Origin of the sequence: Paraburkholderia elongata (assembly GCF_013177735.1) — a bacterium.
Lineage (GTDB): Bacteria > Pseudomonadota > Gammaproteobacteria > Burkholderiales > Burkholderiaceae > Paraburkholderia > Paraburkholderia elongata.
Genome location: NZ_WOEZ01000289.1, coordinates 21,853 through 35,646, shown reverse-complemented (window position 1 = coordinate 35,646; position 13,794 = coordinate 21,853). Strand labels below are relative to the sequence as shown.

General features: G+C 62.2%; 10 protein-coding genes. 6 read left to right on the top strand and 4 right to left on the bottom strand.

What is annotated here, in order from left to right; all coding sequences use genetic code 11:
- From GNZ13_RS47060 to GNZ13_RS47050, 3 genes are all read right to left on the bottom strand, one after another.
- Window positions 1-409: porin (locus tag GNZ13_RS47060; protein WP_172177906.1), on the bottom strand; the 409-nt coding region annotated here is incomplete at its 3' end.
- Between the two features lie 738 nt (window positions 410-1,147).
- Window positions 1,148-4,465 (bottom strand): hypothetical protein, encoded by a 3,318-nt coding sequence (locus GNZ13_RS47055; RefSeq protein WP_172177904.1) that lies wholly within the window; start codon window positions 4,463-4,465, stop codon window positions 1,148-1,150.
- A gap of 423 nt (window positions 4,466-4,888) precedes the next feature.
- On the bottom strand, window positions 4,889-5,797 hold the full coding sequence (locus GNZ13_RS47050) for a LysR family transcriptional regulator (RefSeq protein ID WP_172177902.1): 909 nt from the start codon (window positions 5,795-5,797) through the stop codon (window positions 4,889-4,891).
- A 146-nt stretch (window positions 5,798-5,943) separates the two neighbouring features.
- On the opposite strand from GNZ13_RS47050, the gene GNZ13_RS47045 reads away from it, so the two are divergent.
- From GNZ13_RS47045 to GNZ13_RS47020, 6 genes are all read left to right on the top strand, one after another.
- On the top strand, window positions 5,944-6,126 hold the full coding sequence (locus GNZ13_RS47045; protein ID WP_172177900.1) for a TauD/TfdA family dioxygenase: 183 nt from the start codon (window positions 5,944-5,946) through the stop codon (window positions 6,124-6,126).
- 10 nt (window positions 6,127-6,136) lie between these two features.
- The gene (locus tag GNZ13_RS54055) at window positions 6,137-6,355 is read left to right on the top strand and encodes a TauD/TfdA dioxygenase family protein (RefSeq protein WP_172177915.1); all 219 of its coding nucleotides are present in this window, start codon (window positions 6,137-6,139) and stop codon (window positions 6,353-6,355) included.
- Between the two features lie 124 nt (window positions 6,356-6,479).
- The gene (locus GNZ13_RS47035; protein ID WP_172177898.1) at window positions 6,480-7,727 is read left to right on the top strand and encodes an MFS transporter; all 1,248 of its coding nucleotides are present in this window, start codon (window positions 6,480-6,482) and stop codon (window positions 7,725-7,727) included.
- A 77-nt stretch (window positions 7,728-7,804) separates the two neighbouring features.
- Window positions 7,805-9,073 carry an FAD-dependent oxidoreductase gene (locus tag GNZ13_RS47030; protein WP_172177897.1) on the top strand — a complete coding sequence of 423 codons (1,269 nt, stop codon included), beginning with the start codon at window positions 7,805-7,807 and terminating at the stop codon, window positions 9,071-9,073.
- 4 nt (window positions 9,074-9,077) lie between these two features.
- Window positions 9,078-9,473 carry a hypothetical protein gene (locus tag GNZ13_RS47025; protein WP_172177896.1) on the top strand — a complete coding sequence of 132 codons (396 nt, stop codon included), beginning with the start codon at window positions 9,078-9,080 and terminating at the stop codon, window positions 9,471-9,473.
- Window positions 9,470-11,677: an FUSC family protein gene (locus tag GNZ13_RS47020; protein WP_172177895.1), complete on the top strand. Its 2,208-nt coding sequence runs from the start codon at window positions 9,470-9,472 to the stop codon at window positions 11,675-11,677. Before GNZ13_RS47025 ends, GNZ13_RS47020 begins: the two co-directional genes overlap by 4 nt.
- Before the next feature lie 295 nt (window positions 11,678-11,972).
- Here the strand turns inward: GNZ13_RS47020 and GNZ13_RS47015 are convergent, their stop codons facing one another.
- Window positions 11,973-13,610, bottom strand: a complete 1,638-nt coding sequence (locus GNZ13_RS47015; protein WP_172177894.1) for a cytochrome C — start codon at window positions 13,608-13,610, stop codon at window positions 11,973-11,975.
- Window positions 13,611-13,794: the final 184 nt, after the last annotated feature.

Sequence of the window (13,794 nt, the reverse complement as noted above, 5' to 3'; positions counted from 1 at the left end):
ATTCCGTGCCAGTCAGCGCCAGCGGTCCTACATAGTCCACCATGCTGCTGTACTGGCGGCCGAACGTGACCGTACCGTAGTCAGTGCTTGACAGGCCGACGAAGGCCTGACGGCCAAACTCGCGGCCGCCCTGTCCGAAGGTTCCGTTGTTCACGTTAAAGCCGTTTTCCAACGTGAAGATTGCCTTCAGGCCACCACCCAGGTCTTCCGCTCCGCGCAAGCCCCAGCGACTGCCATCCACCGCGCCGCTCGTTTCCTGCACGTTGCTGTGACCGCCGTGGCTTGTAAGCTGACTGTTCGTGTAGGTGATGCCGACATCGATCAGGCCGTACAGCGTGACGCTGCTTTGTGCGTGTGCGGTATTCGCCAGCACGCCCAGGAGGGCTGCGGCCAGAATCTTCTTTTTCATGGCTTCACTCCAGTAATTAGCGGCGAATTTCATTCGCAAAGCACATAATCCACAGGCCCCGAAGCACAGAATGCGAAAATCCCGATCGATCAATCTCGTCGCGAATACAGGTCGTGACGGCAATTAATCAGTAATCCGTTACATCAATAAAGTTCTGGATCGGTAACTTCATTAAATACCGTTATGCGGCTGGGCGAAAGCGCGATGAACTGCATGTTGTAGTGAGCCAATAGATCGCTCTTCCAAAAAAGTAAAATGGATCAGGCAGATCGATTGTCATGATGGTGTGCTGCAGAGGCGTACCGTCGGCGACGGTCAGCACGCGGCCATGAGGTGTCGTTCGGTCGCTCCTCTACCGAGACGTTCGGACGTCCGGTGTACCCACAAAACCGCCGTTCGATTGGCGACTATGCACGTCGCTTCATCGGCTCGTCTCCCTCTCGCACAATGTCGAATTTCACGAGCTTGAACCGCTTTACCGCGACGAAATCGGTTTTGTTCTCGCTCCTGTCTGCAATACTTCAATTGCGAACTGTCCTCTCGAACACTTCGCGAAACTCGGGACTATCTTTCAAACCATCGCGGGATACACTATTCGCACGACGCGCAAGGGTCAACGCGAGCAGGTAACGCAGTGTGTGACGCGCGAGCAAACCAGCGCCCAAGTGTTAGTGCGTTGACGAACGGAGGGCCGCCGAGTGCCGCGATGCGAAGCGGACCGGCGACCCGTTGCGGGCGTTAGTGCAGCCGCGGCGCGCGTCGCAGAACGATCGATACCGGAACATGTGGTTCGTGGCGATGCACGACTACCGTGACGACGTCGCGCTCGCGCCACGCGCACCGGACCACGTCTTCGACGGCGTGCTCGTGGCTTCGGAACGTATGCTCGCAACCATCCTCGGCAAGTAGCCGGAAGCCATCGAAGTCTCCGAAGCGATCGTAGTCGAGTGAAGATACCTTGCCGGTAAATTCGCGAGCGTGCTCGATGTGGACGTGAGCCGGTTTGGGTGGCACGCCGAGCGGCGAAGGTTCGATTGAGCCTGCGTTCCCGCCCAGTCCGTTCACTCGTCCCGCCAGGTACGAGATATAGCGTTGCAGCACCGGGTACCACCGGTCGGATGGCGCAGTCTGGCTGAGGCGCCATTTCATGATCGCGAGCGAATTCTCTTCAGGTTCGAGCAGCACGTCGCGCGTCGAGACTGGGATCGTCACCTGGAAAGTGCCGACGACGAAGCGCCAATTGAGCATCGCGTGCCCCTTGCCGTCGCCGCGGACACCGACGCTCGCGCGGGTAGCCGCTGGTTGCGCGTTGACGGTCCGCTCGCCGACCCGCCGCGTGGACACGCGCCGAACCACGATCCTGAATGCCTGTCCCTTGACGACGGTCGGCGGTAGGTCGATCGTGAAGAGCCCCGCGAAGTTCTGCCCGGCAGCAGGCGGAATCGGCACATAGGTCGCGCCCGCCGTCACCGGACATTGCAGTGTGTGAGCGTCGCTCGTCGACAGTTGGTGCACGGGATACATCCGTGTCGCCAGCTTGAGTACCTGCGCCGCATCGACCTGTGGCCAGTAGATGCTGGCGGTGCTGCCGACGGGCGTATTGCCCCAGTCGATCATCAGCTCGTCGGGCAGATCGAGCAGTTGGCTCGCGCCCGCCAGCACGGGGCGACTCGGGCGCAGGTCGAATGTCTGCGGGATGCGATGCGTTGCGCTTGCGCCGGGATTGTCGGACGGCGTCACCTGCAGGTTGCGCTGAGCGAGCTTGTCGGAATTCTCGGGGCTCATCGTGACGCCGTTTGTATTGACGATCGGCGCGCCATCGTAGGCGATCTCGGCAACGATGCAATGGTGCGAGCCCATCAGCCGCGACGGAACGGACTTGTTGTTGACGACGTTGTTCGTGTCGTACACGTTCAGAAAGCAGCCGAAATAGGTCCATACGTGGCCACCCGCGCCGGCGCTCACCGGGCGGTTGTTGACGTTGAGGCCGGCATAGTCGTCAGTGGACGGATAGTTGCCGGTGGCGAAGAACGGAATCGTATCGGTCGCGGCGTCGAACACCGGCGACCCCGGATGGCCCTGCGTGTCCGGGTTGCTCGCGTAGGTGGTGGTCGGCTGGAAGTCGGTGTCGTTCGACTGGGTCAGGAACATCCGGAAGAACACCCGCACGTTGGGCGCGGTCGAGCCCGTCGGACCGCCGGAGAGGCGCACGCGTGCCACCGCGAAGTTGTAGTTGATATTGCCCGATCCATCGTGCGGCGTGACGGACGAGTCGCCCGTCAACGCACCGCTCTGGTTCGGCAGCACGGAGGCGAACGGATCCATGCCGCCAGGGTCGCTGTAGCCGGAGTTCAGGTTGGCCATGAGCTGCTGGATGAATGCGTATCCGGCGTTTGCGTCGAGCATCGTCGGGTTGGCGGTCGACAGCGTCGCACCGGCAACCGACGGTGGAACGGTTCCCGCGGTGACGGTAAACACGCGCAAATCTTGGCTGAGCCAGAAGACGTTGTCCTGCGCCGGATCGACGTTGTTGAAATACGGGTCGGCGCCCGGGACCAGTTCTATGTCGGCTTGCGCCGAATAGGGCGCGCCGCCAAGCACGATATTCGCTTGCAGCAATTCGAAGAACGGGCCAGCCGATCCGGTCGGGAACGCATTCAGCGCGGCAGCGGGAAACGTGATCGTGCACGGAATCAGGATACGTTGTGGCATCCACGGGGCGGCCGGGTTCTCCAGAACGGGCGTGCCGGGGACGATGCCGTTCGCGCCGACGATGCCTGCGAACGCGCCCGAAAAGCTCGGCATCGTGCTGCCCAGTTCGCTCGGCGAGAACCCGTCCAGCACGACCCAGAACGCGTTGCCGTAGGTCTTTGTTTCTTCGACTTCGTCGACGCCGAAGGTACTCTTGTCCACCCACAGCGAGCAGGTCCTGGCGAGGCGTGCGAGCCACGACACCGCGTTCACGTAGTACGCGAACATGCCGTTGAGCGCGTCAGGGGGCAGTCCCGCGTTCGAGTTTGTCGGGCCGACGCCAGCAGTCGTGCTCGCGCTCGTCGGGTCGCCGGTCAGGTTGATGTCCATGTAGTGATGGAAGGTGGAGCCGGTCAGCACGCGTCCGACTCCGCCGTTGTAGCCGTCGTAGGCGCTGATCGCGCCGGTCGTCTTGGGCGGATTGTCGGTGGCCACGTTCGTGTATGCACCGCCCGGGCCGATGGTCGTGTGGCCCGGAATTTCCGTGACCGTCGCGACGACGCGCGGCGTCTCCTGATGGCCGGCGACGCTCGGGTACTCCGTGAAGCTGCGGGTGCCGAGCGTCGCGCCGTTATACGTGATCTGCGGGCCGGTGAGGAATGCCGCCGGTGCTGCGATGGCTTCGCCTTCGTGCATGTGGTCGGGGAACTGGGTGATCGTGCCGACCGGCCCCTGCAAGACCGGATGCACGGGTGCAATCGCCATGATCGGTTGTGGGGTGGGGTCCGACTGATCGTAGAAATAGAACTGGCCGTCGGCGCTGTCCGGGCGCAGCGTATCGGTTCTCGGCAGGAGGCGCGTTTCGCTTCCGACAATGCTGCCCGTCGACCAATTGGAGGGAAAGCCCGCGCGTGGATGTTCCGCCTCGTACCACTTGCGCATGGTGCGCACGCGCGGGATGTCGCCGCACATGTACGCGCCGAGGCCGTCGTGGTCGCCGACTGCGAAAACCCCGCCGCCGCCTTCCATGAAATCAGCGATGGCAATCAGTTCGTCCGGCGTGAGAGGCGACGAGCCCGGCTCGAGTCCGCCGTCGTTGTAGCCTTCGTCGCCGAACAGGCACATCACGTCGTAGCTCGCGAGGTCCGCAGGCGTGAACGTGAAATCGCCGGGAATCGTGACGTGCTGCTCATGGTTGGTGGCGCCTCGGCGGTGCGCCTTGGCAACGGTGAAGACGGGATCGGTGCTCGCCTGAAGCGCACCAATGAACGCGTTGATCGTGAAGACGCCTTCAGTGGTGGTGCTGGCCGGATCGAAAGTAAAACGGTTGCCGTCGGCAACGATCAATACGTTGATGGCAGACATGTCGCCCCCTGGAAGCGGCCGCGTGATTTGACGGCCGAATGGTCGACCCCGGCGAGCCTTGCGCGACGCAACGCGGATCGCCTGACAGTGTCGGTCCGGGTAAGGCTCTTCGGGGTTATTCGTCTGATAGAACGAGGTGTCGCGGCGAATTTTTCAACTTCGGTTCGCGCGCTCGTTCAGGTTCGGGCGTGGAGAAGGGAAAGGAGCGGCGTCGGAAGTTCGCTGTAGGGCCGGGTCCGGCCACTTTCGGTCATTAGACGCTGGCTAACGGGTGACCGCTTGCCAGGGAGGAGCCGCCGTCCAGCACTTCTGGACCGACCAGTCGCGTGGTGAAACGGGAGATTGAGCATTCCGGGCAGTGGGAACACGGCAACGGTCGTTTCTTCCACGCTGGCCTGCGCTGGGGCGACAGTTTCACACATATCAAAGATCCAGATTTTTTTCCCAGACACTCGCTGAATCAAACGTGTTGCGTAAGCAGGTCAGCAGCGCCTGGACGCGGGCGAGGTGCGAGCGGCTGTGCGGAATCTGCGCGCGAATCCAGAACTGCGGGATGGGAAACGCATCCAGCAGGCGAACGAGTTGCCCGCGCGCAAGAGCGGCGCTCGCCATGTAGGACGAGACGATCGCGATGCCTACACCTGCGAGCGTTGATTCGAGCAGCATATGGCCGTCGTTCGTGGTCAGGTGCGGTTCCACGGTCACAGCGATCTGACCTTCCGGGCCTGTGAAAGGCCATGTTGGTCCGGTTGGTCCGAAGTTAAGCATGCGGTGCCTCGACAGGTCCGCTGGGTGCTGCGGGTAGCCGTTGACCGCCACATATTGCGGCGATGCGACCACGAACCTGTCGAGCGGACACAGTCCCACGTCGAGCACATCGTCGTAGCTCGCCGGCAGCATGCCCACCACGAGGTCGAATCCCTCCTGAACCGGATTGACGTTCCGGTCGATGACCACCACATCTAGCGACACATTCGGGTGAGCTTGCTGGAAACGCGCGAGCACCCTTGCGAGAAATACTGCCGTCAGAGTGGTGGGTACCTTGATCCGCAGAGGTCCTTCGAGGTCGTTCGCATTACCCGAGATGCTGCTGATCGCGTCGTCTACGTCATGGACGATGCGTTGAGCGACAGGCAGCAAACGTCGCCCCTGGTCGGTGAGCGAGAGCTTTCGCGTGCTTCGCTCGAACAACGAAGACCGCACCTTCCATTCGAGCTGCTCGATCCGGCTGGTCACCACCGACGTCGAAATATGCAATTTGCGCGACGCCGCCGAAAAGCTTCCGCACTGGACGACTTCGAGAAACGTTCTGAAATTGGTCACGATGTCCATTTTTCGCCTCGTCAGCAATGCCGCGCGTAGGGCCTTCCCCTAGGGTGGCTATCGTTCGGTAAAACAGAAAACTGTTCGCGGAAAACAGGCTATTCACCGTCTCCGAGCTCGCAATTATAGTAAGCCCATCGCTTATGGGTCTCAGCATGTCAATCACTCTCACCCCTCTACATCCGACCATCGGGGTCAAAATTGGCGGCTGCGATCTGAGCCAGCCTCTGAGCGATAAGGCCTTTCAGGCGCTGCTCGATGCCTACTACCGCTACTCGATGGTCCTCATCCGCGGGCAACAATTGACCGCGGAGGCGCAGCGGTTATTCCGAAGGTAAGAGTGCCGAACTGGCAGCCGCGCTGGTTGCGCACACGACCCGCCCTGAGTTCGTTCTGCGCCACGTCTGGCAGGTCGGTGACCTGGTGTTTTGGGACAACCGTGCGTCGTTGCATTCGGCCTCGCCCGCGAACTACGCGGGCGGTGAGCGTCTGATTCATCGCGGCTATGCGTATGTGCAGCCCCTCGCGTGGCCGGTAGATCACGAATTGTCGGCGGGAGGCGAGTAGTACGTACTGCAGCCGCGACCGGAGTGTTGGCGTGTCACAACGCCGCGTCGTCCGTCGCATCCACAGAGCGTCGGAAGGACGTCCGTCACGGCGACCCCAACGAGGGCCGCCATCAGGAGACACAATGAAAACTTTCATTATGGGTGCCCCGCTACAGGAGGGCACCGCGGCAGAAGCTTCAACGCCGCAGACCAGGTATCGCTGGGTCGTGTTGCTGTTTGCCTGGGGAGCGCTACTCCTGACCTTCGTGGACCGGCTGGCGTGGAGCAATCTCGGTCTTGCGGCGGCAACGTCCCTCGGCATGCCTATTGCCGCACTGGGTGTGTTCGTCACGGCCTTCTACGCAGGATACGTTCTGTCGAATGTGATCGGCGGCCTGGCAACCGATCTGCTTGGCGCCCGTGTGGTGCTGCCCCTTTCGCTAGTGCCGCTCGGCATCTGCACCGCGCTGTTCGGCTCCATCACATCTCTGTACACGGGATTACTGCTCCAGACACTCATGGGTCTTGCGGCAGGTTGCGACTATTCCGCTTGTATCAAGCTGACGACGTCGTGGTTCGATTTGAGGAGCCGCGGCCGCGCGCTCGGCCTGCTGCTCACGGCCACGTCGCTCGCTGTCGTGCTAACCAACGGGCTGGTTCCGGCGCTGCTGCATTTCTCAAGCTGGACTGGCATCTATAGGGGGCTGGGCATCGTGACCTGCGGGTTCGGGATCGCTTGCCTGTTCGTCCTGCGTGACGGGCCGCTGGCAGGTCGTCAGGGGGAGCGGCCGCAAAAGCGGCAAAGGGTCGATGTCCGGTTGCTGCTGGAAAACCGTGACCTGATGCTCGTCGCGCTGGCGGGACTCGGGGCAATGTGGGGCACCTGGGGCTTCGCTTTCTGGGCTAACGCGTTGATGGTCAAAGGCCACGGTCTTTCAACCAGTGTTGCCGGGTCGATCACGGTGATGTTTGGCGTGGGCGCGATCGTGTCGAAGCCGTGTATCGGGCTTCTGTCGGACTGGCTCGGCGGACGCAGAAAGGTGCTCGTCATGATCTGCGTAGGGGCATTCGCCGGTCTGTTACTGATGTTCGGCTCGCTCCACACGGTGTCGCAATTTCGCGTAGTTGCGCCGCTCCTCGGCGTAACCGCATTTGCATACAGTCCTTTGATGGCAGCCATGATCGCCGAGATAGCGGGCCGCTCACTCGCGGGATCGGCGACGGGGCTGACGAATGCGCTGTGGCAGCTTGGCAGTGTGATTGTGCCGGTCGCTGTCGGCGCCGTATTTCAGTGGTCGCATTCGTTTCTCGCCGCGTTCCTCACGCTCGCGCTGGGACCGCTGGTCGCGTTCATCAGCATGATGGCGGTGCGCGAGGCGCCATCCGCCTAGTGTCTAACGTGTGCCGCGCCAGCAAGCGATGCGGGTGACGGTAGAGCTTGTTGAAATCGATAGGGAGAACTGTGGCAATGATTCGCCAATATGATGTCGTGGTCGTGGGCGGGGGCTCCGCCGGAGTCGCAGCCGCCGTAGGCGCCGCGCAAGCGGGGGCAAGGGTTGCGTTGATCGAGTCGGCTGGCTGCCTGGGCGGTGCATCGACCACGCGCAGCGTGCTGACCTATTGCGGCATCTACACACTCGGGGAGGAACCACGGCAGGCCGTGCGCGGCGTAGCCGACAGCGTAATTACCATGCTCCGCACGATGGGGGCCATCACGCCGCCGCAACGGCATCGCGGCGTCTTTCTGATCTTCGATCCGGAGGCCGTCAAGCTGGTTCTCGACAAGGTCTGCCGGGACGCTGGTGTCGAAGTTCTTTTGCACGCGTTTGTGACGGGGGCGCAGCGCACAGACCGCAGGATTTCCCGGATTCGTTTTGCCGATCATTCAGGCGAACACTGGATCGAGGCGGACGCCTTTGTGGATGCCAGCGGCGATTGCGATCTCGCAGCGTTCAGCGGTGCCTCGACGCGCTACGGCAACGGCGGCGCGGTAAATCTTGGCACGCTCGGCACGCGCTTCGGAGGCGTCGCAGAAGATGCGGACATTTCGGCGGAAAGCGTGCACGCGGCAATTCGCGCAGCCAGGCGCGATAACGAACGCAGCGAGCGCCAACTGCTGACGAAGGACAAAAGCGTCATTGCGCGTCTGCCGCTTTCCGGGGACGTCGTCGCCTATCTGGCGTCCGCCGATTACGATCCGCGCGATGTCGTAAGCCTTTCCAAAGCGGAGGCAAGCGGCAGGGAACAGGCGTGGCGATACCTGGGGATACTGCGCGGGCTGCCTGGCTGGCAGCGCGCATATCTCGCCTGCACCGGTCCGGAGTTCGGGACGCGGGAAAGCCGCCATATCGACAGCGTCCGTCAGTTGACGTGGGAGGAGGTGATGGCCGGCGAGCGTGCGCCGGACACGATCGCGCTGGGCACCTGGGGCGTGGAATGGCACGATCGCGTTACCTACGAAAGCAGTTTCGAAGCGCCACCGGGTGATGGAACCTACGACATTCCTCTTTCGTGCCTGACGAGCGTCGATACGCCGAACCTGTTCGCTGCGGGCCGCACGGCTGACGGCGATCGACGGGCCGGCGCCAGCCTGCGTGTCATGGGGACTTCGTTCGCGACCGGGCAAGCCGCAGGTGTCGCAGCAGCATATTGCGCTCAAAAGAAGGGTGTGGATGTCGACCAGGTCCAAAGCAGCCTGCGCGAGCAGGGGGCGGTCGTCGCCTCAAGCGAGATTTGAAACCATGGCGAGGACATCTGTCGCCGAACGACTGGCAAAGACCCTGCAACTGGCCGGCGTCAAGCGTATCTGGGGAGCGACCGACGACAGTCTCAATCCGATCGTCGGGCGGGTCATAGGCATGATCGCTGGCGCTGCGGTCGCGGTTGACCAATACAACCAGACCATCGTCCACGCGCTGAAGGACAGCTCCGACCAGATCGTCACGTTCCAGTCATTCGACCCGCAGCGGGCTGCGACACAACGCTCGGTTACGGTCGCGCGAAAGAGTTACGATCTCGAGTCAACCGGTTTCAAAAGCGTCCTTGCCGACTACCTGTCGGTGCTGACCGCTGAAACGCAGTTGCCCCGTGCACAACACGACGCCGCAGCGAAAACCATACGGGAGGCGGCGCGATGAACGCGCGAGCCTCCCTCACCGCCAAGCTCATGTCGGCCTCCACGTGGCGCGATGCACTGCTCGACTGGTCACGCACCGACGGCCTCACATGGATCTATATCCTGAAAGCGGCCGGCGCGGCGCTGCTTTCGCTGGGCATCGCGATGAAGCTCGAGTTGCCACAGCCGCGCACCGCGATGATGACCGTCTTCCTCGTCATGCAGCCGCAAAGCGGGATAGTGCTCGCGAAAAGCTTCTACCGGATCGCCGGGACGCTGGTCGGCTCGCTCGTCACGATTGTGCTAATCGCGCTGTTCGCGCAGGAGCCGACACTGTTTCTGCTTTCCGTGTCGGTCTGGGTCGGCATCTGTACGTTCGGCGCCGCACGCAACCGCAATTTCCGCTCGTACGGCTTCGTACTCGCCGGTTATACGGCAGCACTGGTCGGTATCCCGGCCGCACAGCACCCAGATGGCGCGTTCATTGCGGCGGTCACCCGCGTGACCGAGGTCACGCTCGGCATTGTCTGTGCTGGCACGGTCAGCGCGCTGGTGTTCCCGCAATATACGGGCGACACACTCCGCACCGTGGTCCGCGCACGCTATGCGAGGTTTGCCAAATTCGTCGCCGACACGCTTGCCGGTCGCGCCGACCGCGCGGGTGCCGAGCAGACCCATACGCACTTCGTCGCCGACGTTGTGGGTCTCGAAGCCTTACGCAGCTTCGCGGTGTTTGAAGACCCGCGCACGCGGATGCGCAGTGGACGGCTTTCGCGCCTGAACACCGAATTCATGAACGCATCAACGCGCTTTCACTCGTTGCATCAGTTGATGAACCGAATTCGTGCAAATGGACAGCACGAGGTCATCGACGCGATCGCGCCGTATTTGCGCGAAGTCTCACCCCTGCTGCTGAAGAAGAATGGCGAGCCGGTGCGCAATGCGGCCGATGCCGAACATGCGGCCGCGCAGTTGCAGGCATTCAAGGAATCGCTGCCCCGGCGCATCGGCGAGACCCGGACGGCGCTCGAGAGTCATACCCGCGTCGCCCTGCTCGACTTCGACACGGCCGCTGAGATGCTCTATCGATTTGTCGCCGACATGCACACGTACGCCTTGACGTACGCATCGCTTTCGGCGGATCTGCATGAACGCGAACGCACCGAAGCGCGCTACGTGCCGAGAACCAACACGACTGCAGCAGGTGTCGCCGGTCTGCGTGCGACACTCGTGATGCTTGCGCTCGCGGCGTTCTGGATCTCGACCGCATGGACCAGCGGCGGCACTGCGGTACTCAATGCGGCACCGACGTGCGCACTGGTCGCATCGATGCCTCAGCCGGCGAAGACCGCCTCGCAGATGGCCGGCGGCACCGTGTTCGCGGCAGTGGCAGGGTTCATCGCGATGTTCTTCGTGTATCCGCGCATCGACGGTTACGTCATGCTTTGCGCCGCACTCGTGCCGTTCCTGCTGGTCGGCATGCTGATCGCGACGCGCCCGGGCTGGGCCGGGTACGGAATCGGCTACTGTCTCTTCTTCAGCTTTCTGGCCGGTCCGGATAACTTCATCCATTACGATCCGTCGTCGTTCATCAACGATGCGATTGCGCTGATTGTTTCGATGCTTGTCACCGCCGTCGCGTGCGCGGTGCTGTTGCCGCCAGCGAGCCCCTGGCAGCGCAATCGCCTATTGCGCAGCCTGCTGCGGCAAGTGGCGGCCGCATGCACGGAACGGCTCGGGCGCGCCCGTCGGTCGCTGGAAAGCGGCACGCGAGACCTGATGCATCAGGCCAATGCGCTCACCACGGACCGGCCCGACGTGCAAGCTCAGATGCTTGGGTGGATGTTCACCGTGCTTGAAGTGGGCCACGCTGCGATCGACCTGCGTACCGAACTGGCGAACTTGCCGGACAATGCATGCTACGCGCCTTCGGCTGCGTGGCGGCGCGAAATACAACGCATGCTGGAGGCCCTGGCTGCCTTGTTCGGTACACCGACACGCGAGCGGCTCGTCGCGTCGCGTGAAGCGACGTCGACCAGCATCGATGCCGCACTGCAAATGCTGGACGCCGCAGCCACACCACGCGAAGACCGGCACCAACTGCAGCGCACGCTTAGCTACCTGCATTTCATCCGCACCGCCTTGCTCGACCCGCGATCGCCGCTGAACATTTCAATGCCGGGCATGCCGGCGTCCCATCCGAAAGGAGCCAACACTGCCGCGTGATATCGCGTTGGTCGATCCTAAGCCGACGTTCGCGGTCAACCGATTGCGGCCGGCGCGATCGTCCGCTTAAGGTTTTCAGTCACGATCAGGACAAGGGACAATCGACGTCAATGCGTTCAGCACCAGTCCTTCGCGAACGAGGCCCGCTCCCACAACATCCAGGCCAGGATGTGGCTGTTGCGAACGGCGCTCGGGTCGGCTCAGAGCGGTTGTCAAGACAATCGGCTACACGTCTGGGCACACCGGGGTGAACCGGTCCGCTATGCGATTTTCACGTCACACGGACGCAATAGTGCTAGGGAACGACCCAACTGCCTTGCGGCGAAACCGCATCGGACGTACTCCCGGAAAGCTTGATGAAATAGCCACCTTTTGACGCGAAGCGCTGCGTTGGCGCGAGGCTCAAGCGAGGGAAATAACCGTTCACCAGCCGTCGGCTCAGCATATTTTCGAGCTGTTCGACCAGATAGTCGCGATGGAACAGATCGAGCATGCCGGACAACGTATCCGCCAGTATCTGGCATGCCAGGTACGTGTTTGCTTCCACGCGTTCATCCAGTATCGGTACGTGCCGTATATTGAACCAGGCGAGCGGAAAATTCATCGCGACCCGTCTCAGCACAGGAAGATCGAACGGATAGGTGACTAACGTCGATTCGCGCCAGGCCGATGGTAGCGGCGCATGCTCAAGGCCGCCCATCAATCCGGACACGTAGACGGTAGCCCTGGGCGCAGAGGAGGGTAATGTAGCAAGTGCGCCCGGCCGCAGCCACAGGATCAGCACATCGTCCTCTTTGATTCCAGTCAATGCCCGGTTGATCGCGCCTGGCGCGGCGTCGCTGTCGAGTGGCCGGTCGAGCGGCGGCGGTTTACCGGCCGCCGCAAGTTGGGCCGCAAGATGCGCTGCCGCCTCTTCGCCAGCATCGCCTCGCTGAAAGACTTGAATCACCCTTCGGTCGGCGGACGATTTCCCGTGCGCCAGTGCCGCGCTCTGCGGGAGCGACAGACGCGCCGAGATCAGCTCGGCCTCAAGCAGGACACCCTTGGAAAAGTAGACGTTGTAGAAGTCGTGCTCGGCGATAACGGGGACGTCGACATTCGGAAACAGACAGGGCAGTGCCTCGGATTCGCAGAATCGATGCACTGGCGCCCATGTGTTGCCGCCGATGCCTGAGATGACGGCGAACACCGGCTCGGTGGCGAGATGCTCATGGAGCTGACGCTCCCATGTCTCCGGTGGTCCACTCAGTTCCCACACGTGCAGCTGCCAGCGACGCTTCACCCGGTAGAACACGTTGCGGTCGCTTTGCATCGGCTTGACGCCGCCTCGCAGAAATTCGTTCTGGTCGGAAAAAAACTGTCGAATTACCGCTAGCATTCCGTCGCGGCTCGTGCGGTCCGAATCCGGAGTGGTAATCGTAGCGAAGTGAAGCGTGTCCTCAGTGACGCCGGGCGAAAGGGTGCTCGACAGTCCGCGCAGATAGTCGATCAACTGGGTCATCGTGTTGTCGTCGATATCGAAGCGCGGCATCAATTCGTTGAGCGGGCGGCCGTCCCGGCCCGTCCCATGACGGATGGCTTCCGCCAGCGTCTGATCGGTGTACGGCTGGCGTTTGAGATTGACGTATCCCGGCATGTACCGGTAGTCCATATCGTCGTTCGCACTGCTTGCTGGGCGGAACAGATAGTGTCCGGTGATGGGCGGGACGATGATTTGCCCTTCCGCGGTGCCGAAACCGCTGCGACGATGGCAATTGACGCACGCTGCATCGGCGCCTTTGACTGATGCGCCTGCGAGGCGCTGTCCGACAAGCGGGGCGCCCGACGGCAGGATGCCGTTGCGATACAGCGCCTCAGCGCTCGATGCGTCCGCTGCATATGCTAGGCGGCTTATCAGCAGGAACGCGAGCAAGCCTGAAGTCAGGAATCGCATATTGGCGCCCTTAAGTGGGCTCCTAAGCAGCCTAGGAAGCGGGACACTAAGCGGATCATTTTTACGCGCCTCCGCGCAAGACTAAATCGGCCCGCTTTTTCGGGGTTCCTCGAACTGGCCGATAACCCCGCTGCGCAGGAGCTGTCAGGTCTGCTGCGGCGTACTGGCTGGCCAGAATGATGAT